At 68.1% G+C, this 18,802-nt stretch carries 14 protein-coding genes; 7 read left to right on the top strand and 7 right to left on the bottom strand.

Annotated features, from left to right (window positions below; translation table 11 throughout):
• Window positions 1-284: 284 nt before the first annotated feature.
• The 3 genes from MHN84_RS01905 to MHN84_RS01915 are packed head-to-tail and all read right to left on the bottom strand — an operon-like array spanning window position 285 to window position 3,204.
• Window positions 285-1,547: a hypothetical protein gene (locus tag MHN84_RS01905; RefSeq protein ID WP_241202934.1), complete on the bottom strand. Its 1,263-nt coding sequence runs from the start codon at window positions 1,545-1,547 to the stop codon at window positions 285-287.
• Entirely contained in the window at window positions 1,544-2,506 is a 963-nt protein-coding gene (locus tag MHN84_RS01910) for a PP2C family serine/threonine-protein phosphatase (RefSeq protein ID WP_241202935.1), read from the bottom strand. The genes MHN84_RS01905 and MHN84_RS01910 overlap by 4 nt, the downstream gene beginning before the upstream one ends.
• On the bottom strand, window positions 2,503-3,204 hold the full coding sequence (locus MHN84_RS01915) for a VWA domain-containing protein (protein WP_241202936.1): 702 nt from the start codon (window positions 3,202-3,204) through the stop codon (window positions 2,503-2,505). Before MHN84_RS01915 ends, MHN84_RS01910 begins: the two co-directional genes overlap by 4 nt.
• Window positions 3,205-3,439: 235 nt before the next feature.
• Between MHN84_RS01915 and MHN84_RS01920 the strand changes: the two genes are divergently transcribed.
• Window positions 3,440-5,128, top strand: a complete 1,689-nt coding sequence (locus tag MHN84_RS01920; RefSeq protein ID WP_241202937.1) for a hypothetical protein — start codon at window positions 3,440-3,442, stop codon at window positions 5,126-5,128.
• A gap of 213 nt (window positions 5,129-5,341) precedes the next feature.
• Here the strand turns inward: MHN84_RS01920 and MHN84_RS01925 are convergent, their stop codons facing one another.
• Complete coding sequence (locus tag MHN84_RS01925; protein WP_241203193.1) at window positions 5,342-6,019, bottom strand: response regulator transcription factor; 678 nt, start codon at window positions 6,017-6,019, stop codon at window positions 5,342-5,344.
• Window positions 6,020-6,325: 306 nt separating this feature from the next.
• Between MHN84_RS01925 and MHN84_RS01930 the strand changes: the two genes are divergently transcribed.
• Window positions 6,326-8,599 carry an ATP-binding protein gene (locus tag MHN84_RS01930; RefSeq protein ID WP_241202938.1) on the top strand — a complete coding sequence of 758 codons (2,274 nt, stop codon included), beginning with the start codon at window positions 6,326-6,328 and terminating at the stop codon, window positions 8,597-8,599.
• A 9-nt stretch (window positions 8,600-8,608) separates the two neighbouring features.
• Here the strand turns inward: MHN84_RS01930 and purE are convergent, their stop codons facing one another.
• Window positions 8,609-9,109 carry a 5-(carboxyamino)imidazole ribonucleotide mutase gene (gene purE / locus MHN84_RS01935; protein ID WP_241202939.1) on the bottom strand — a complete coding sequence of 167 codons (501 nt, stop codon included), beginning with the start codon at window positions 9,107-9,109 and terminating at the stop codon, window positions 8,609-8,611.
• Between the two features lie 130 nt (window positions 9,110-9,239).
• Between purE and MHN84_RS01940 the strand changes: the two genes are divergently transcribed.
• Genes MHN84_RS01940 through MHN84_RS01950 form a run of 3 tightly spaced genes read left to right on the top strand, consistent with a single transcriptional unit; the run spans window position 9,240 to window position 13,161 of the window.
• Window positions 9,240-10,718, top strand: coding sequence for an aldehyde dehydrogenase family protein (locus tag MHN84_RS01940; protein WP_241202940.1), 1,479 nt, complete (start codon window positions 9,240-9,242; stop codon window positions 10,716-10,718).
• Window positions 10,719-10,732: 14 nt separating this feature from the next.
• A complete protein-coding gene (locus tag MHN84_RS01945) occupies window positions 10,733-12,073 on the top strand; it encodes an MFS transporter (protein WP_241202941.1) in 1,341 nt (446 codons plus the stop codon).
• The gene (locus MHN84_RS01950) at window positions 12,070-13,161 is read left to right on the top strand and encodes an NADH:flavin oxidoreductase/NADH oxidase (protein WP_241202942.1); all 1,092 of its coding nucleotides are present in this window, start codon (window positions 12,070-12,072) and stop codon (window positions 13,159-13,161) included. Before MHN84_RS01945 ends, MHN84_RS01950 begins: the two co-directional genes overlap by 4 nt.
• On the opposite strand, the gene MHN84_RS01955 is transcribed toward MHN84_RS01950, so the two are convergent.
• Window positions 13,154-14,362 carry a 5-(carboxyamino)imidazole ribonucleotide synthase gene (locus MHN84_RS01955; RefSeq protein ID WP_308192905.1) on the bottom strand — a complete coding sequence of 403 codons (1,209 nt, stop codon included), beginning with the start codon at window positions 14,360-14,362 and terminating at the stop codon, window positions 13,154-13,156. The two genes, MHN84_RS01950 and MHN84_RS01955, sit on opposite strands and share 8 nt — an antisense overlap.
• Before the next feature lie 85 nt (window positions 14,363-14,447).
• On the opposite strand from MHN84_RS01955, the gene MHN84_RS01960 reads away from it, so the two are divergent.
• A complete protein-coding gene (locus MHN84_RS01960) occupies window positions 14,448-15,062 on the top strand; it encodes a GtrA family protein (protein WP_241202943.1) in 615 nt (204 codons plus the stop codon).
• Window positions 15,063-15,140: 78 nt separating this feature from the next.
• The gene (locus MHN84_RS01965; protein WP_241202944.1) at window positions 15,141-17,417 is read left to right on the top strand and encodes a glycosyl hydrolase family 28-related protein; all 2,277 of its coding nucleotides are present in this window, start codon (window positions 15,141-15,143) and stop codon (window positions 17,415-17,417) included.
• Here the strand turns inward: MHN84_RS01965 and MHN84_RS01970 are convergent.
• Window positions 17,414-18,802: an FAD-dependent oxidoreductase gene (locus tag MHN84_RS01970; RefSeq protein ID WP_241202945.1), complete on the bottom strand. Its 1,389-nt coding sequence runs from the start codon at window positions 18,800-18,802 to the stop codon at window positions 17,414-17,416. The genes MHN84_RS01965 and MHN84_RS01970 overlap by 4 nt on opposite strands.

An 18,802-nucleotide genomic window follows, 5' to 3' on the forward strand; every position in this document is an offset into this window, starting at 1 on the left:
CGCACCGGTGGCCGGGTAGGTGACCGAGCCGCACCCGCCCGAGGCGAGCGTGCTGGCCGCTACCGACCGCCCCGCATCAGGCGCCGGTCCGCCGGTTCCATGTCGAGGCTCAGAGGCGGCGCATGCCGTGAACGCCATCAACGCGGCGCCGGCCGCTGCGACGGCGGTCAGCCGACGAATCATGATCTCCCCCAGCACACGCGAAGTCAGCAAATCTTCGTCGCATTGTGCCAACTCGACCACCGCATCGGTGTCCGCCGTTGGGATGACACGACACCGGCAGGTCAGGTACCCAGGGTCGAGGCGCCGCTGAGCACGGCCCACACGATGAAGACCGCCAGGCTCACCACCACGACGACGACAGCGATCAACGCGACGAGGTAGGTGCGGGAGTTCATCCCGAGAAACTTGTCACTGTTGGGCGCCTCGACGGGCCGCGGTGGGGCCGCGGGCGCCGGGAAACCCGCAGACGACACGGCGGGGCGGGGCCCAGATGAGCGCGCCCACGGATTGTGTTGCCGCGACGCACGTTCGGCATCGATCGCGCACCACGGGCAGACGGCGCATCCGAGGGGAATCTCGTGGCGGTTCTGCGAACACCGTTCCAGCCGGATCCGCAACAGGGCGGAGCGCCACTGTCCCGCCGTCGGCCGCGCCGCCGGCTCTCGGGCGCCCTCGGTGAATGCCCGGACGAAGAAGTCGCCGATCTCGGGCGGTAGGAACGACACCGGCGGCGCCAGCGGGTGTGTTCGCAACCGAGATCCGGGCCCGCCGGCCCATTCCCCGTTCACCGCTAGCGTCAATGCATCGGGTTGATCCGCGTCGCCGGTCCACTGACCGCGCGAGAACGGATGATTCCCGGCGAGCAACAGCTGATGGATGTGCACCGCAAGAGCGAACAGATCGGAGGTCTTCTCACGCGCCACCTGGCGTAGGTTGCGGCCGGCCAATTCTGGCGCGGTGAACTCCGGCCGTCCCACAGCACAGAGGAAGCGGTGACCGGAGCTGTCCGTGAACTGCATCGAGTCGCAATCGACGAGCGTGACGCGGGTGGTGTCGGAGACCAGGATGTTGCGCTCCTGGAAGTCGCCGATCACCGCTTCGACGCGGTGGCACACCTCGACGGCCAGACACAGGTTCGCCGCGACGTTGACGAGGTGGCCCCAGCCCGCGTTCTTCGTCCATTGAGGCCCGGTGGGGGCGGGGTGGGCTCGGTCGGACGGGTTGCTCATCGTGTGCAACTCCACCGAGGTCGCGGTGTCGATCCGGCGCATCACATATCCCACGGGGCCGTGTGGACCGACGATCATGTCCTGCGGCCAGGTGAGCACCACGAAGCCGTCGGGTTGCACGGCGCCGGGCGGCTGTGACTGCACCATCGCTGCGACCTTGCGCAGCTTCTGGTCCAATTCGGTGAGGTCGTCGTGGAAGACCTTGGCCACGAGATCGCGGCGGTCTGCCAGGTCGTACACCGTGCCCTCGCCGGTTCTCCCGGTCAGCGTGCGCCCCAGACGCAGCGGTTCCCCCGATCCGAGCCGCAAATTCACGACCGGCCTCTCCCACCGAAGAGCCGACGTAACCTGCCCGAGTTGCCCGCGGACGGGGGCGGCGTGCCGACGACGGGAGGAGCGACTCGCGCGGCCGGTGCAGGAGAATTGACCATGGTCCGGATGACCGGTCGAGCCGAGGGAAAGTATTCGTCGTCGCAGAATCGCATCGCCGCGAGCACCATCGTTTTGTCGTCGCCGGTCTGATCGTCCTCGATGCCGCGGAGCAGCGCGGCAAAATGCCCAGCGCTCACACCGGAGCGAACGTGATCCCACGACCCACGAAAGAACGGTTCGTAGGCATCACCTGTCGCCACATCGGTGATCTTGTAGGTCATTCCGTCAGTGCTCAGGGCGAACGCCTCGACGCCGGCGAGCGTCGCGGTGCGGAAGGACTCCTCGAAGGCCCGCTCCGACTGGAGGAACCAGGTCGAGTTCGCGTACTCCTCTTTGTCTTCGATCAGCAGTGTGGCGATGTCGCGGGTATCCCCCGCCACGGATTCCGCGGCCACGACCCCGTCGCCGATCTGACCGAACACCGCCCGGCTGCGATCGGCGACTGCGACGCACAACGTGGTCGACAACAGCGCCGGATCCATTCCACACGCTTGGGCATGCGCCTGCACCCGTTCGAGTGCGCGGTCGAAGAGCCAGCGCACCTGTACCTGGCCGTCGAACGATCCAGCCCGGAAGTCTCGAATGAAATCGGGCAGCATCGCGTGGTCGAGAACCGCCCGGCACGCTACATGGGCCCCCCAGGCCGATGTCCCCGTGACCGACCCGGCACCGTCGGCGACCGCGGCCACGATGAACCCCTCCTCGACGCCGTAGCTGTACGCGTCGTCGCAGCCCAGGCCATGGCGCTGGTGTTCGTCGCCGGTGACGGACGCAGCGCAGGCGGCCCACTGCCAATCGCCGCGGCGGGCCGTGCTCTCCTCCGCCGACGCCGTGGTGGTCATGCGCTGGTCCACCCGCTGACCGAGGGCAGCGGAATCCGCTCCCCCATCGCGCCCAGGGACTCGTCGTTGCGAGCGAACTCCGACGAATTGGACACGCTCGCCAGCGAAGCGGACAACCACTGAAACAGCGCCTCGTACTTGAGCCCGTCGAGCGGAGCCGGGCTGCGTTGCAGCGAAAGGCGTGCGAGTTGCTCGTAGTCGACTTTCGGGCCGGCGCCCACGGCGAACACTGTGACACCGCGGGCCTGTTCGGCCTGATTGAGCCGCGCCACCGCGTCGTCGAAGCCCTCAACATTGGGTTTGCCGTCGGTGAGCACCAGAATCCAGGGCCGGTAGTACTGCAGGCCGGCCATCTTGTAGGCCTGCTTGCGGTCCTCGATGATGTCGAGTGTCAGATGGATACCGGCGGCCATGTTGGTGGTGCCGGAAGCGTTGAACTGCACGGGCTGCAGCGAGCGGGCTTCCTGCATCGGAACCAGCACCGTGGCCGCGGTACCGAACGCCACCACGGCGACCTCGACGCGCTTGCTGGCCAGGGCGTCATGGTGCAGGTAGTCGGTGAAGGCTGCGAATCCGCGTTCGAGCGCGGCCACGGGTTCGCCCTGCATCGAACCCGACACGTCGCAGAGCACCACGCACGCAACCCGCGGATCCGGATTCGCGTCGTTGAGCTCGACCGCCCATCCCCACTCAGACACCCACGCCCCCTTCGCCCGCCAGTTCGGTGTGCTGTGCATCTTCGCATCACCGACGACGAACCGTGGACCGTCTCGCCGCGGACCTCGGAGTTCGCCAGGGATCACGGCCGCGTTCAGCCGAACGGATGACACCGGGGCCCGTTGCTGTCACCATAAGCTGCGACGTGAGGCCGGACGAGCAGTTGAGCACACCATCGAGCACCGTCGGGCCGTTCGATCACGGGGGAATTCGACAATGAGCAATAACCGCCCCGGTGCCGCAGCGGCACGCCACGACGACTATCAACGTCAGGCGGCGACGCACTTCGCGCACCACACCGGCGACCAAGACGGCCGGCCGGCGAGATCGCGGGCCGACACCGTCGAGAACGCGACGGCAGCGGTGTTGCTCGTCGCCGCGTTGGTGCTGCCCTGGAACATCCACTTCGGTGTCGGCGTCCCCGGAAGCGAGCCGTGGCTGTTCGGGGTCGTCATCGCGGTGACGTTGCTGTCTGCGGCATCTCTGGTGCTGCGGCGTCACCGGCGCGCCCTCAACGCCCCTTATCTGGCAATCGTTGTGGCCTTTGCGGTCTTCGCCATCGTCGATGCCGTGCGAGTCGGGGGTACCGGCGATGTCCCGGCCGGGGTCGGCCCGGGCGCGCTCGCCGGGTTGGCGGCCGCGCTCGTGGCCGCGCGGCCGGGGCGCGAAGGTGAGGGCACCGAGAAGTTCACCGCGGTGCGCATCATGGGCGTGGCGGCGATGGTGATCGCGACGCTGGCGGTGGTGTTCAATTTCTATTGGCGAGTGCGCTATGTAGTGCCCAAGATCGGAGATGCCGACTACGGCAGCGGCAACACCGCGGTGGTCGCCACCGCCGCGGCTTACGGGATCGTGGCCCTCGTAGTGGTCTTGGTGGGTCTGCGCTGGCTGCTCGACAGTGCGGTAGCTGCCCGGTTGGCGACGGTCGGGCTCGGCGCGGCGACTCTTCTCGGCACCGTGCTCGTGTGGATAGTCGGTATCGGACGCGACATCGACGCATTCCACGGGATCGCGCAGACGACATCAACTGCCGGTGTGGGTTTCGAAGGCTATCTGGCCTGGGTCGCGGCAGCGGCGATCGCCGCTCCGGTCGTCCTTGCCGCGGCCTGCGCACGACCTGTCGACAAGAGCGTCTGGCGCGACGCTGCCCGGAAGTGTTTGTCGCTCATCGCTTTTTGGTTCCTGGGTTGTGCAGTCCTACGCGTGTTCGACTTGATCAGCACGGCGGCGCTCGGCCTGCCGCTCTCGCCCTATGACAGCGTGGGACTTCTGGCCTTCGATGTGGTGGCCGCCGCGGTGGCCGTGTGGATTCGGTTCAACATGGGCAATGACACGCTGCACCCCACCGTCATCACCGCGGTGTGCGGTGTGTTGTTCGTCCTCTCGGTGTGCCGGGTGGCGGTCGGGGTGGGGCTCGCCCCGCGCATCCTCTACGAGGGTCCGGTCGACGTCGACGCCGCCGTGTTCGGGAACTCGCTCGCTCAGCAGATCACCAGCACTTTCGACGTGGTGATGTGCTGGCTCGCTCTGCTTCTCGCCGCGGTGGCGCTGTTGGTGCTCCGGCGCGATGAGGCGAGCCGCCGCGAACCGACGGCAGCACGACCGCAGGCAACGCCCCTGGTTCCGGCACCCCCGGAACCGCAACCGGCCACCCAGGTGATAACGGGACCGCAACAGTGGTCGGCCCCGGCGACGCAGCGGATCACCACAGCCGCCCCTCGGATCGCGCGAGCCGATGACACCGCTACGCAGCAGTTCTCGCAGTCCGGCGAGAATTCGACACAACGGCTCTCACCAAAGATCGCTCGCGTGCTCGACGCATCGACCCAGCGGTTCGCCGCCGGTACCACCTACACCGGAACCGGTCGTCGTCAGGACGATTCGTCCGGTGACACGTCGCGCTGACGTGATCGCCGGTGCCGTCCTTGCCGAGTCCCCCCACCCGGCGCAGCACACCGCGACCCCTCGTACACGGTTGCTGCCGGATCAGGCGACACCGGCGATCACTTCCGCTGGAAACTGATGCTGCGGCGCTCCCCAACGGATGCCTCAACGGTAACCTGGTCGATGGCGGGATGTCTGTCCCCCGAACGCATGAAACGGCGAATCAGGCTGAGGCTAAAGGTCATTGAGGCTGAGGATGCCGTCCTCGATCGCTCGGGCCAGCAATGCGGACTTGGTGGGCGCCGGCCGTCCGACGCTGGCGTACTTCGCTCGAGCGCGCTGAAGATGCGTTCGCACGGTCGTCGGAGCGATGAACAACCTCTTGGCAACCAGCTCTTTGCTCTCGGTCTGAAACCACGCGATCAGGACTTGCTTCTCCCGCTCCGACAGCTTGATCCGACCCAGCGTGTTGTCACTCAGAAGCGCCTTGCCCATGCGGGGGCCGACATACGGTGTGCCGCTGTGTGCGGCCTGGATCGCCTCGATCAGATGCCGCTTACCCTCGGACTTCACCAGGTAGGTCACCGCACCAAGTTCCAGGCACGTCAGAATCACTTCGTCGGCGTTCATGTGAGAGAACACGATGACGCGCTGATCCCTGTCGGCGAGTCTGCGCAGTGTCTCGAAGTCCGGTTTGTTCCCGTCGATCTGCAGATCGAGCAGCACGACGTCGATGTCGTCGGAACGCTCGGGATGATCGGAGAAGTACTCGGCGGGAGCCAGGTAGTTCGCAACCACCTCGATCGTGGGGGCGGCATCGTCACACCACGCTTGAATCCCGGCATGGACGACGTCGTGATCGTCGATGATCGCGACTCTTACCGAGCTCTGCGACTCGCCCTCCCGGCACATCCGCCACCCCCCGGTTAGCTTGACACTCTGCGTCACTTTGCCTGCGGGTATTTAAACAGGTAACTATCAGCGCGCAACAGAAAAGGTGCTCCCCATTGCCGATGCTGGTCCGCCCCGCTCGATCTCGGCACCACCGCGGCCACCCGGCCGGGCGAGGCCGACGCTGCTGCGTCCTCTCGGAGGTTAGCGGTGTCGGCGCTGCTAGAGAAGGTGCCACCGCAGAGTTGGTACGTTCGGCTGACCCCGGGGAGACGGCGCAGCGGCGGTCGATGATCTGGCACCGTCATGGGTTCGCTGAGGGGTGCCATGGCGACGGCTGACCGGATCGCGCGGGTGGACGCGGTATTGGGCCATGCTGCCACCGCGGCCTCACGGCGCCATCTCCTCGCCCGAGCGGCGCAGGTCGGGTTGCTCATGCGTCACACCGTCACTCTCGGTGTCTCGGTGATCGGTCTGGCGGGCACGCTCGACGCGGCCGGCGCGGGAGGCCGGGGGCTGCTCGTGGCGACCGCGGTGTGGTCGGCGTTCCGGCTGGCGACGCGCTCGCCGCGAGCGGTGTGGCTGGTCGGGGACTATGTGTTTGCGGTTTCGGTGTGCTTGGCCATTCCGCTGCTCGCCCCTGACCCGTCGTTCTATCTGTCGAACACGGTCCCGCAGGCGATCGCGGGAACGGCGGTCGTCAGTTTCTCCGTGTCCGTCGCGGCGCGCGTCAGTGCTGCGCTGACCGCGGGTATCGCCGTGTGCTACGCGGTCGGTGCAGCCGGCGTCATCGGGTGGCAGGACCTCGGCTCGGTCACGGCCCTGTTCTACTTCGCCGTTCAGTGGGTGACAGCCTCGGTGATCCGATTCATGCTGCTCCGCCTCGCGGTCGCGATCGACAGCGCGCGCGGCGACCGGCAGGAGGCCGAGGTCACCGAGCAGGTGACGATGGCGGTCCGCGACTACGAACGCGAACAGCTCGCACTGCTCCACGACACCGCCGCCTCGACATTGCTGATGGTCGGACAGGACACCTCGGTACGGCCCGACCGATTCGCCGCACAGGCACGTCGAGATCTCGAGTTGCTGCGCGGCGGGGCGTGGGTGACGCCACCACAGCGACTCGACGTGGTGGCAGCCGTGCGCGACTGCGCCGAGCACCTCTCGGCGCCGGTGACACTGCTCGGCCCCACTGAGTTATGGCTCCCAGGCGACATGGCTTTGCCCGTGATCGCCGCGGCACGCGAGGCGATCACCAACATCGAACGTCACGCCCGTGCATCGCAGGTCTGTATCCAGGTGCACGACAGCATGATCCGGCTCGAGGACGACGGTGTCGGATTCGACCTCTCTGAACCCAGAACGGGTCACGGACTGAACCGCTCCATCATCGAGCGGATGCATCGAGCGGGCGGCCAGGCGCGGGTGGTGTCGGCCCCCGGACAGGGCACGGTGACCGAACTGCGTTGGGCCGCTCAGCAGTCCGATGCTGCGCCGGCTCCGGTGGCACGGGATCCGGACAGGCTCGTCGCCAGGACTCGCACGCGCTACGGTCTGGCGATCGCCTGCTATGCCTTGGTCAATCTGGCGATCACGGTCCCCCCTGCCGTCGCATCGAGCGGCCATCCCCGCGTCGAGATCACGCTGGCAGTGCTCGCGGCCCTCAGTGGGCTCGTCGCCGTTCCCGGCATCCTGGCCGGCCGTTGGGTCGGCACACCGGTGGCCGTGATGCTGTTGATCGCCGTGGCGATTGCTCAGCCCGCGACGTTGCCTCACGGTCTGCTGCTGGGCTATGCGCACTGGGCTCAAGGTGCGGTCGGCTGGTGCCTCGTTCCGCTCGTCTTGGGTCTTGCGACTCGTGTCGGGGTAACGATCCTCTGCGGAACGTGGGTGGCCGCATCCGCGGTGGTGCTGGCGCGTGATCCGTCGGCGGCGGCGGTCGTCAACATCGGGCTGGGCACGGCCAGCATCCTGTCGGTGCAACTCTTCGCCTTGATCTTCAACGGTCTGATGCGCGAGGCCGCCGCGGCGGTGGACACCGAAACCCGCGCCTACCACAGCCTCGTCAAGCGTGATCGCGTCGCCCAGGCACTGCGAGGTGAGTATCAGCGGCGGTACGCGACGATCGTCGACAACGTGGTGCCGTTGCTCGACACCTTGACTCGCAGCGCCGAGGTCGATGCCGCGACCCGGCGACGGGCCCGGGCCGAATGGCGGCGGTTGCGTGCTCTGTTCGATCAGGCAACGGTGTTCGACCACGAGCTGATGCGTAGGATACGGCCGCTCATCGATGACGCCGAAGCCCGGCACATCGACGTGGCCGTCGACGTCGCAGGCGCTCTGCCCGAAGTCCAACCGGCCGAGATCGAAGCGGCTACCGACGCAGTGGCCAATGTGCTCGGTTACGCCGAAGCATCGGCGCGGGTGGTGATCGTTCCCGGTCCGGCGGCGGTCGAGATCAGTGTGGTCGTAGACGTCGCACCCGACGCCGCGGTGGATGCGCTGAGGATCGAGGGCGCCACCACCACGGTCGCGGAGGCGGAGCTGTGGTGCGTCCTGCGCTGCTCCACGATCGACGCCGGTCGCGTCAGCCAGAGCTGACGCTGAGTATCACTCCCCCAATAGTTTCCGCCGCAGCGCCTCGTCCTTCTTCAGCACCATCTTCTCGAGCCCGGCCTGGAACGCCGACATGCGTTCGCGCAGAGCGGAGTCGGAGGCGCCCAGGATGCGCACAGCCAATAGCCCGGCATTGCGCGCCCCGCCGATCGACACCGTGGCCACCGGGACGCCGGCAGGCATCTGCACGATCGACAGCAGCGAGTCCATGCCGTCGAGCCGTGCCAGCGGGACGGGCACCCCGATCACCGGCAGCGGCGTGGCCGAGGCGACCATGCCGGGCAGGTGCGCCGCACCGCCAGCACCGGCGATGATCACCTCGATCCCGCGCCCGGCGGCCTCCTGGGCGTAGGTCAGCATGCGGCCCGGTGTGCGGTGCGCGGAGACGACTCCGACCTCGAACGGCACGTCGAATTCCGCGAGAGCAGTAGCGGCGTCCGACATCACCGGCCAGTCGCTGTCGCTGCCCATGATCAAGCCGACACGTGCGGTCATCGATGCGCGTCCTCTCCGTTCTGGGATACGGCAGCACTCTACTGGGGTGTGCAACGAGACACCGCCGCACACGAGAGTATGTGTCGCTGCACATTGCCAGCCGGGGCGCGACCTCGCGACACTCAACTCCATGACTTCTGTAACCCCGGTCACACCGATTGACCGCGGCGGTGACGTCGCCGCGACCCGCGACATCATCGATCCCGCGACGACGGCCGTCATCGCCACCGTCGCCGAGCACACCGCCGCCGGCGTGGACGCGGCGGTGACGCGCGCCCGGGCCGCGTTCGAGTCCGGCCCCTGGCCGGCGATGGCGCGCAGCGACCGCGCCCGGTTGCTGCTGCGCATCGCCGATGCGATCGAGGCCAACTCCGAGCGCCTGTTCCGGCTCGAGACGCGCAACAACGGCCGGCCGATCACCGAGACCCGCGCCCAGCTCTCGCGAGTGCCCGAGTGGTTCCGCTACAACGCAGGACTTCTCGCCGCGCAACGCAATGCCGTGCTACCGAGCGACGGCCCCTATCTGACCTACCAGAAGCGCCTGCCGCTGGGTGTCTGCGGCATCATCACGCCGTTCAACCATCCGATGCTGATCCTGGCCCGCAGCCTGTCGGCGGCGTTGGCCAACGGAAACACCGTGGTGGTCAAGCCGTCTGAGCTGACCCCGCTCACCACGCTCGCGCTCGCCGAAATCCTCGCCGAGACCGGTCTACCCGATGGCGTGCTCACCGTCGTCACGGGTGGCCGGGAGGCCGGCGTCGCGCTCACCGAGCATCCGGACGTCGCCAAGATCACGCTGACCGGCGGCACGGAAGCCGGCCGCTCGGCGTCGGTGGCCACCGCCAAGCGCTTCGCCCGCATGACCGCCGAACTCGGCGGCAAGACGCCGGTGGTGGTGTTCGACGACGTGGACCCGGTGGCCGCGGCGGAGGGTGCGGCGTTCGCCGCGTTCGTCGCGGCAGGCCAATCCTGCGTCGCCGGTTCGCGATTCCTCGTGCAGCGCGGCATCTACGACCGCTTCGTTGACGCGCTGGCGGCCCGTGCGCAGGCCATCCGCATCGGTGACCCGAGCCTGCCGGACACCCAGATGGGCCCGGTGATCAGTGCGCGCCAGCGCGACATGATCGTCGGCCTGATCCGCACCGGCCTCGACGAGGGCGCCCGGCTGGCCGCGGGCGGCCCGGTGCCGCCCCGAGACACCGGATTCTTCGTCGCTCCGACCGTGTTCGCCGACGCGACGATGGACATGACGGTGGCCCGCGAGGAGATCTTCGGGCCGGTGGCCGTAGTGATCCCGTTCGACACCGAAGCCGACGCGGTGGCGATGGCCAACGACAACCTCTACGGGCTCGGCGCCGGGGTGTGGACCACCGACGTCGCCCGCGCCCACCGTGTCGCCGACGCCGTCGTCGCGGGCATGGTGTGGGTGAACGACCACCACCGACTCGAACCGTCCCTACCGTGGGGTGGCGTGAAGGAGTCCGGCGTCGGAAAAGACGCCGGCACCGAGTCTTTCGATGACTTCTCCTGGATCAAGACGGTCGTCGTGCGCACCTCATCCTCCCCCGTCGACTGGTACGGCACCGCCGGCCAGACCCGGCTGAACTGACAAGGAGCACCGCGATGACGACACAGACACGACGCCGCGCCGGGTGGCGCAGTGAGATCAGCCGGGTGCAGTGGCTGGTGCTGGCGGGGACGACACTGGGCTGGGGCCTCGACGGCTTCGCGGGCAGCCTCTACGTGCTGGTGCTGGGGCCGACGATGTCGGAGTTGTTGCCGCACAGCGGCATCGACGTCACGCCGTCGGCGATCGGCTTCTACGGCGGCCTGACGGTGACGATGTTCCTGCTCGGTTGGGCGGTCGGCGGCATCTGCTTCGGCATGCTGGCCGACTACTTCGGCCGCACCCGGGTGCTGTCGCTGGGCATCCTCACCTACGCGGTGTTCACCGCGCTGGCAGCCTTCTCCGACACGTGGTGGCAGCTCGCGCTCCTGCGGTTCATCGCCGGTATCGGGTCCGGTGTCGAGGCGCCCGTCGGCGCAGCCCTCATCGCGGAGACGTGGCGTAACAGGTTCCGGGCCCGCGCGGGCGGCATCATGATGAGCGGCTACGCGGGCGGATTCTTCGTCGCCGCAGCGGTGTACGCCGCACTCGGCCACTACGGCTGGCGTCTGATGCTCGGCCTGGCCGTGGTGCCGGCTCTACTCGTCTGGTTCATCCGTCGCTACGTTCCAGAACCGGAGGAAGTGGGCGCACACCTCGATCGCCGCCGAGATCTCAAGCGCCGCAACGAAAAAGACACGTTCGTTCTCCGCCGACTCTTCACCAAGCCGTTGCTGACCCCCACGTTGGTGTGCACCGCGCTCGCCACCGGTTCGCTGCTCGCGTTCTGGAGTGTGTCGACGTGGTACCCCCAGATCATCCGGCAGTTCACCACATCCGACGGGCTGTCGAAGGAGACGGCCGATCACCGCGTCGCGATCGCCTCGATGCTCTTCAACGCCGGCGGCATCATCGGGTACGCGGTATGGGGCTTTTTGGCCGACGCGTTCGGGCGGCGCAAGACCTTCGGGTTGTGTTTTGCGGTCTCGGCCGCCGCGATCGTGGCGACGTTCGCGTTCGACCGCACCTACACCGAGTACTTGATCGCGATGCCGATCCTCGGGTTCGGGTTGTTCGGCGCGCTGTCGGGCACGTTCATCTACGGCCCGGAGTTGTTCCCGGTCAGTGTGCGGGCCACGGCGCTGGCGGTGTGCAACAGCGCCGGCCGGTTCGTCACTGCCTTCGGACCGCTCGTGGCGGGCGTGATCGCAGTCTCCTGGTTCGACGGCAACCTCGGGTTGGCCACCGCGTCGGTCGCGGCGCTGGGCATCGTCGCCGTGATCGGGTTGGCGTTCGCGCCCGAGACCCGTGGCATGCCCCTGCCCGCGGAACCGCAGACGCAGGTGAGCCCCCGATGACGACTCATCTGTTCGATCCGCTGACGCTGCGCGGCGTGACGTTCCCACACCGGGTGTGGATGTCGCCGATGATGCAGTTCGCCGCCGTGCCCGACGGACCGGACATCGGCACACCGACGGACTGGCACCTCGCGCATCTGGGTGCCCGAGCCGCGGGCGGGGCGGCGCTGGTGATGGTGGAGGCGACGGCGGTCGACCCGGCGGGCCGCAGCAGCGACTACGACCTGGGGTTGTGGAACGACACGCAGGCGCAGGCCTTCCGCCGGATCACGACGTTCCTTCGCGGGCTGGGCGCCGTTCCCGGGATTCAGCTGGTGCACGCGGGGCGGAAGGGGTCGACGGGCCGGCCGTGGTCCGACCCGCAGCGGGCGCAGAACACGTGGCCGACGACGGCGCCCAGCCCGGTGCCGTTCGGCCGACTTCCCGCACCGGCCGAGCTGAGCACCGCCGACATCGCCTCACTGGTCGCCGCTTTCGGCGCGGCCGCCGGCCGCGCGGCGCAGGCCGGCTTCGAGGTGCTCGAGCTGCACGCCGCCCACGGGTATCTCATCCACCAGTTCCTGTCGCCGCAGGCGAACCGGCGCACCGACCGCTACGGCGGCACGCTGGCCAACCGGATGCGGTTCGCCTCCGAGGTCGTCACCGAAGTGCGCCGACACTGGCCGGCGAACCTGCCGCTGTTCATGCGGGTGTCGGCCACCGACTGGCTCGCTGACGACACCGACGACAAGCGGCCCGGCTGGACCGTCGCCGACACGGTCGAATTGGCATCGGTGGTGCACGAACTCGGCGTCGACCTGGTCGACGTGTCCAGCGGCGGTATCGTGCACGACGCCCCGATCACCGTCGGGCCGGGATATCAGGCGCCATTCGCGCAGGCGGTCCGCGCGAAGACCGGGGTGCCGACGTCGGCAGTCGGGTTGATCACCGACGTCGAGCAGGCAGAGGCCATCGTGGCTACCGGTCAGGCCGACGCGGTGTTCCTGGGCAGAGAGTTGTTGCGCAACCCGACGTGGGCGCGGCAGGCGGCCGCCGCTCTGGGCCACGCGCTGCCCTACCCGCCGCAGTACACGCGGGCGTTCACCTGACGTCGGAGTGGGGGTCCCATCCGTCGGTCCATTCGGCGTGCGAGAGCCAGTGTGCCGCCCGCTCCGCGCGTTCGCGCAGGGACTCCCAGTCCTCGCCGACGATGTTGACGTGCCCGATCTTGCGGCCGGGCCGCTCCTCCTTGCCGTAGAGGTGCACCTTGGCCTCGGGCAGCCGCGCACACAGGTGGTGGATGCGTTCGTCCATCGACATCTCGGGGAGAACTGCAGCGCCGATCACGTTGCCCATCACGGTGTACGGCGTCAGCGGCGAGGTGTCGCCGAGCGGGTAGTCCAGCACCGCGCGGATGTGCTGCTCGAACTGTGAGGTCCGGGCGCCGTCCATGGTCCAGTGCCCCGAGTTGTGCGGCCGCATCGCGAGCTCGTTGACCAGCAGCCTGCCGTCCACCGTCTCGAACAGCTCGACGGCCAGCACGCCCACCACTCCGAGTTCGGACGCCAGCCCGAGCGCCAATTCCGTTGCCGCAGAACCCAGGTCGCCGAGATCAGGTGCCGGCGCGATCACCGTCACGCAGATGCCGTCCTCCTGTACGGTCTCGACCACCGGCCACGCCGCCCCCTGCCCGAACGGGGAGCGGGCCACCAGCGCCGCGAGTTCGCGCCGCATCGCGACCTTCTCCTCGACCATCACGGGCACCCCGTCGGCCAGGTAGCGGCCGACGATCTCACGGGCCTCGTCGGGTGAATTGGCCATGATCACGCCGCGGCCGTCGTAGCCGCCGCGCACGGTCTTGATGACCACCGGCCCGCCGACCTCCATGGCGAATGCCTCGGCCTCGCCCGTGTTCGTCACCTCGGAGAACCGCGGCACGGGCGCGCCGAGCGCCGCCAGCCGTCGCCGCATCACCAGCTTGTCCTGGGCGTGCACCAGCGCTTCGGGCGGCGGGTAGACGGCCACCCCGTCGGCGACGAGCTTCTCGAGGAGTTCGGTGGGGACGTGTTCGTGGTCGAAGGTGAGCGCGGTCGCACCGTCGGCGACCCGGCGAAGCGCGTCGTAGTCGGTGTGGTGGCCGAGGACGACGTCGGGGGTCACCTGGGCGGCGGACTCGTCGGCGCGGATGGCGAGCACCCGCAGGGTCTGACCGAGCGCGATCGCGGCCTGATGGGTCATCCGGGCGAGTTGCCCGCCGCCGACCATGGCGACGACGGGTCGAGACGTTGCGGTTCGTGGCACGGCGTCTATCGTGTCATGACGTGGGCCACACGGTTGACCTGCGGTTACTGCGCGCTTGGGAGTTTGGCGGGTTGGTTACGTAGACTCGCTCCTTGTGTCCTTTGCCGATGCGACGATCAAGCGTCTCCCTGGGCCGCTCCGTCCCTACGCCGAGCGGCACCACGAGCTGATCAAGTTCGCCATCGTCGGCGCCACGACGTTCGTCATCGACTCGGCGATCTTCTTCACGCTCAAGTTGACGATTCTGGAGCCCAAGCCGGTGACGGCGAAGATCATCGCCGGCATCGTCGCGGTGATCGCCTCCTACATCCTCAACCGCGAATGGAGCTTCCGCGACCGCGGCGGCCGCGAGAAACACCACGAGGCGCTGCTGTTCTTCGGGGTCAGTGCCGTGGGTGTGGTGTTGAGCATGGCGCCGCTGTGGTTCTCGAGTTACGTGTTGATGCTGCGGGTGCCGATGGTGTCGCTGTTCACCGAGAACATCGCCGACTTCATCTCCGCCTACATCGTCGGCAACCTGCTGCAGATGGCGTTCCGCTTCTGGGCATTCCGCCGTTTCGTCTTCCCCGACGAGTTCGCGCGCAACCCGGAGAAGGCGCTGGAGTCCACGCTGACCGGCGGCGGTATCGCCGAGGCGTTGGAGGACGAGTACGAGTTGCGGCACCGCACGGGGCGCCCGGTGCGGTCGACACGCTCGTCCCGTCGTTAGGACCACACCCACCCGCGCCATCGGCGTCTTATGGTGTATCCACCATTGACGCGGGCGACGACACAGGGGGCGCGAGCGATGGATGGACGAGCCTGTCGAATCGGCGGAGTGATCGCGGCGGCCGGGATCGGCGTCGCGCTGTCGAGCGGGATCGCTCTCGCCGACACCTCGGACGCCGACCCATCGACCGCCGGGGTGTCCGGGGCGCAGACCACACAGCATGCCGTCGCACGGCCCTCCCGATCGGCGCGCGACGACGACGCGGATTCCGACCGCCCGAGAAGCCGCCGGCACAGCGATCCTTCTACCGTCTCCTCGGCCCGGCATCGGCGGGCAGAAGCGTCCGACGATGACGCGGCCAGCACCGAACCACGCACGGTGTCTCGTCCCGTCGAGACCGTGACCGGCGACTCGGCCGATGCCTCCGGTGACGCCACGGGCTCCCCGCCGCCGGCTGATTCCCCCGCAGAGTGGACGGTGCTGGCGTGGACGCGACGGCAACTCGGTGACTCCGCCTCGACAGGAACCGACTCCACAGCGCCGACGGTGTCGCTGATGAGTTCGACCACGTCGACGGTGAACGTCAAAGACTTCGGCGCGGTCGGTGACGGCGTCACCGACGACTCGGCTGCGATCAAAGCCGCCGAAGCCGCGTTGACCTCCGGCGCACGCCTGTACTTCCCCGAGGGGGACTACCGTTTCGCCCAGCAGCATCCGACCGGCAACGCCGCGGTTCTGCTGAAGGGACTCTCCGACGTCACCGTCGAGTTCGCTCCGGGCTCCCGGCTGCTGATGGACAACCTCGACGCCGCCGGCCACGGCACGAGCCACGGAATCCGCGTCGAGGGCGCCGCCTCCCACGTCTCGATCCTCAACCCGACGATCGAATGGGTCACCGCGCCGTCGGCGCGCAGCTTCGGCGACGGGATCTCGGTGCTCGGCTGGCCGTCGGATTCCCCACCTCCGCCCGGGTGGACGGGGTCCACCGGCACGGTGCAGTACGTCACGATCGCGAACGCCCGCGTGGTCAACGCGCCACAGACGGGGGCGGTCATCATGGGCGCCTCCGACGTGACCGTCACCGATTTCATGGCGGTCGGCACCAAGGCCGACGGTCTACACGTCAACGCCAGCCGGCGAGTGGCGATCGACGGCCTCACGGCGATCGACACCGGTGATGACGGCTTGGCGTTCGTCACCTACTACCACCCCAGCCAGGTCTGGACCTACGGCCCCACGGACGGTCCGTTCAACCAGAGCGGTCTCGGAGACTGGAACAACAGCGGCTCGAGCGCCACCCACGTGACGGTGACCGGCGGTCGCGCCAGCGGGGTCCGCGTGCAGGGCGGTCGCGACATCGTGATCGGTCAGGTGACGGTGAGCGGCAAAGACTTCGGCGTCCAGGTGAACTCGGCGATAGCGACGGGTCCGGGTGACTGGACGAGTCTCGCATCGCGCGACGTCGACATCTCCGACGTGACCATCGACGACGTCCAGACCGGAATCGTGTTGGCCACCAACAACATCGACGGCACTGAGGATCCGATGTGGTGGGATTTCTCGGGCGTGTCGATCAGCGATGTCACGATTCACGGCGCATCGAACTGGTCGGTCGCCGTCGAGACTCCCCCGACGACGACGAGCAAACTCGCCGGTGTCAGCCTGTACGACATCACAGCCGAGACGGGTGACTCGCCGACGGGGGGCGGCAACGGCGGGATACTGCTTGCCTCACTGAGGGATTCGACCGTTGACGGCCTTCACCTCGTCTCAGGTCACGCCGCCGACATCAACATTCTCGGGGCCGGACAGCTGCGCAACGGCGTGGCCGTCGCAGTGCTGCCGTCGTCGAACCTGGTACTCGACAACGTGGAACTCGACGGGCCGGGACGCATCCTGATCCAGGACATCGCGGGTCTCACGGTGGGTAGCGTGAGTTCCTCGACCGCCGAGGGCGCAGCGGTGGTGCTGTACCGCGTGGGTGACGCATCGTTCGGCACCGTCACCGCGTATCTCCCCGGCCGAGGCACGGGGATGGGCCGCGGGGTTCAACTACTGCAGGTCTCCGATGTCGACATCACCGACATCGTGGTGACCATGGACAGCCATGTCGGATCCGATTGGTGGGCCGTCGAACTCGGCGGCGGCAGTTCCGCTCAGGACATCGCCGGCACCGGCGTCCGCGTCCACCAGGTCACCTACCTGACCACCCGTGACGACACCGACTCCGACATCGTGGTCCAGGGCGGTCCGTACGGACCCGTCGACTGGTGCATCGCCGCGCACTGGCTGCATCAGGGCGAGTCGAGCCCGACATGGCGCTCCGCGGTCTACGGAGACACACCGTCGGTCTAGCGGCGCAACCCCTGCTCGTGATAGCTCAGGTCCGTGTTGACCTGCCAGGGATCGACGTTCTCGCCGAAGCATTTCCCGACGCTGCGAATGGCGCTGAGCATCGCGTGGTCCTGGTTGTCGTAGTGGTGCATCCCGTTGCGGCCGACGGGATGAAGCGACGGGTAGTGCTCCCGCAGGTGGTCGCGGATGCGCACCACGCTGCGGTCGCGGATGGGGTCGTGGATGGGGTAGGCGAACTTCGATCGGGTGATCATCACCTTCTGGATCTCCGGTTTGGCGAAGCCCAGCTGCCCGAGGTCGTGTTCCACGATGGCGCTGAGGCTGTGGGCGTCGGCGAGCCACAGGTCCTGGTCGGGCAGCAGAAAGTACTCGAACCCGAGAAACGTGCCGTTCCAGCCTTTCGGAACCAGCTCCTGCGACCAGCGCCGGTAGTTCTGGATCCGGCCGGCGTGGAAGTTGGGCCCCGGGGTGTAGACCCAGTTGTAGGGAATGTCGTAGCTGCGCGACAGCGCCACCGCCACCGTGATGAGCGAGCGGTGCCGCAGGTTGGACGCCACCGTTTGGATGTATGTCGGCGGGGCGGGTCGAAGTGCGTTGACCAGCGTGCGCAGCGGCATGCTGGAGAACAAGGCATCCCCGGTGACGACGTCGCCGTGCTCGGTCGTCAACCTCCAGGTACCGCCGCGGTAGTCGGCGCGCGTCACCATCGCGTTCATCCGGACGTCGGCTCCGGCAGCGCGGAGCTGGTCCGCCGCGGCTTCCCACACCTGCCCAGGGCCGAGGCGGGGGTAGCGGAAGACGTCCTGATCGGCGGTCTTCTCCTCGGCAGACAGGCGCCAGCCGATCGGCTTGATGCGCTGGTTGGCCCAGTCGCTGGCGATGTTCTCGGGGTCGGCGAGCCAGGTTTTGCGGACGTAGCCGTCGAAGAACAGTTCGTACCAGCGGCGGCCGAACTCCATCCGGCCCCACTCCTTGAAGTTGGCCTGCCGTGGCTCGATCTGGGCCTGGCGGCGCAGCCTGGCCCAGGCGTAACTGCCGGCTCCGTAGAGTCCGTCGCGCAGGCTGAGTTGGCGCAGTAGGTCGCGGCCCATCAGCGGGTAGCGCACGAAGCGGTCGTGCACCAGCATCGCCGAGCTGCGGGGTACCACCAACCACTGATCCTCCGGCAGGAGGGACCGCCAGATCTGCGACACTTCCTCGCTGCGGGTGAAGAAGCGGTGCCCGCCCGGGTCGATGCGCCAGTCCCCGTCAGCATGGGTGCGGGCGAGTCCGCCCACATGGCCCGAGGATTCGAGGATCGTCGGCGTGATGCCCCGTCGGACCAGTTCCAGGCCGGCGGACAGGCCGGCGGGTCCTGCGCCGATGATCAGTGGGCGGCGCGTCAT

The organism is Mycobacterium sp. PSTR-4-N, assembly GCF_022348085.1.
Lineage (GTDB): Bacteria > Actinomycetota > Actinomycetes > Mycobacteriales > Mycobacteriaceae > Mycobacterium.

Coding starts and splice junctions, on each gene's coding strand:
- MHN84_RS01910 (WP_241202935.1), bottom strand. CDS start 2,506: ATGACCACCACGGCGTCGGCGGAGGAGAGCACGGCCCGCCGCGGCGAT.
- MHN84_RS01920 (WP_241202937.1), top strand. CDS start 3,440: ATGAGCAATAACCGCCCCGGTGCCGCAGCGGCACGCCACGACGACTAT.
- MHN84_RS01925 (WP_241203193.1), bottom strand. CDS start 6,019: ATGTGCCGGGAGGGCGAGTCGCAGAGCTCGGTAAGAGTCGCGATCATC.
- MHN84_RS01930 (WP_241202938.1), top strand. CDS start 6,326: ATGGCGACGGCTGACCGGATCGCGCGGGTGGACGCGGTATTGGGCCAT.
- purE (WP_241202939.1), bottom strand. CDS start 9,109: ATGACCGCACGTGTCGGCTTGATCATGGGCAGCGACAGCGACTGGCCG.
- MHN84_RS01940 (WP_241202940.1), top strand. CDS start 9,240: ATGACTTCTGTAACCCCGGTCACACCGATTGACCGCGGCGGTGACGTC.
- MHN84_RS01945 (WP_241202941.1), top strand. CDS start 10,733: ATGACGACACAGACACGACGCCGCGCCGGGTGGCGCAGTGAGATCAGC.
- MHN84_RS01950 (WP_241202942.1), top strand. CDS start 12,070: ATGACGACTCATCTGTTCGATCCGCTGACGCTGCGCGGCGTGACGTTC.
- MHN84_RS01965 (WP_241202944.1), top strand. CDS start 15,141: ATGGATGGACGAGCCTGTCGAATCGGCGGAGTGATCGCGGCGGCCGGG.
- MHN84_RS01970 (WP_241202945.1), bottom strand. CDS start 18,802: ATGACGCGCCGCCCACTGATCATCGGCGCAGGACCCGCCGGCCTGTCC.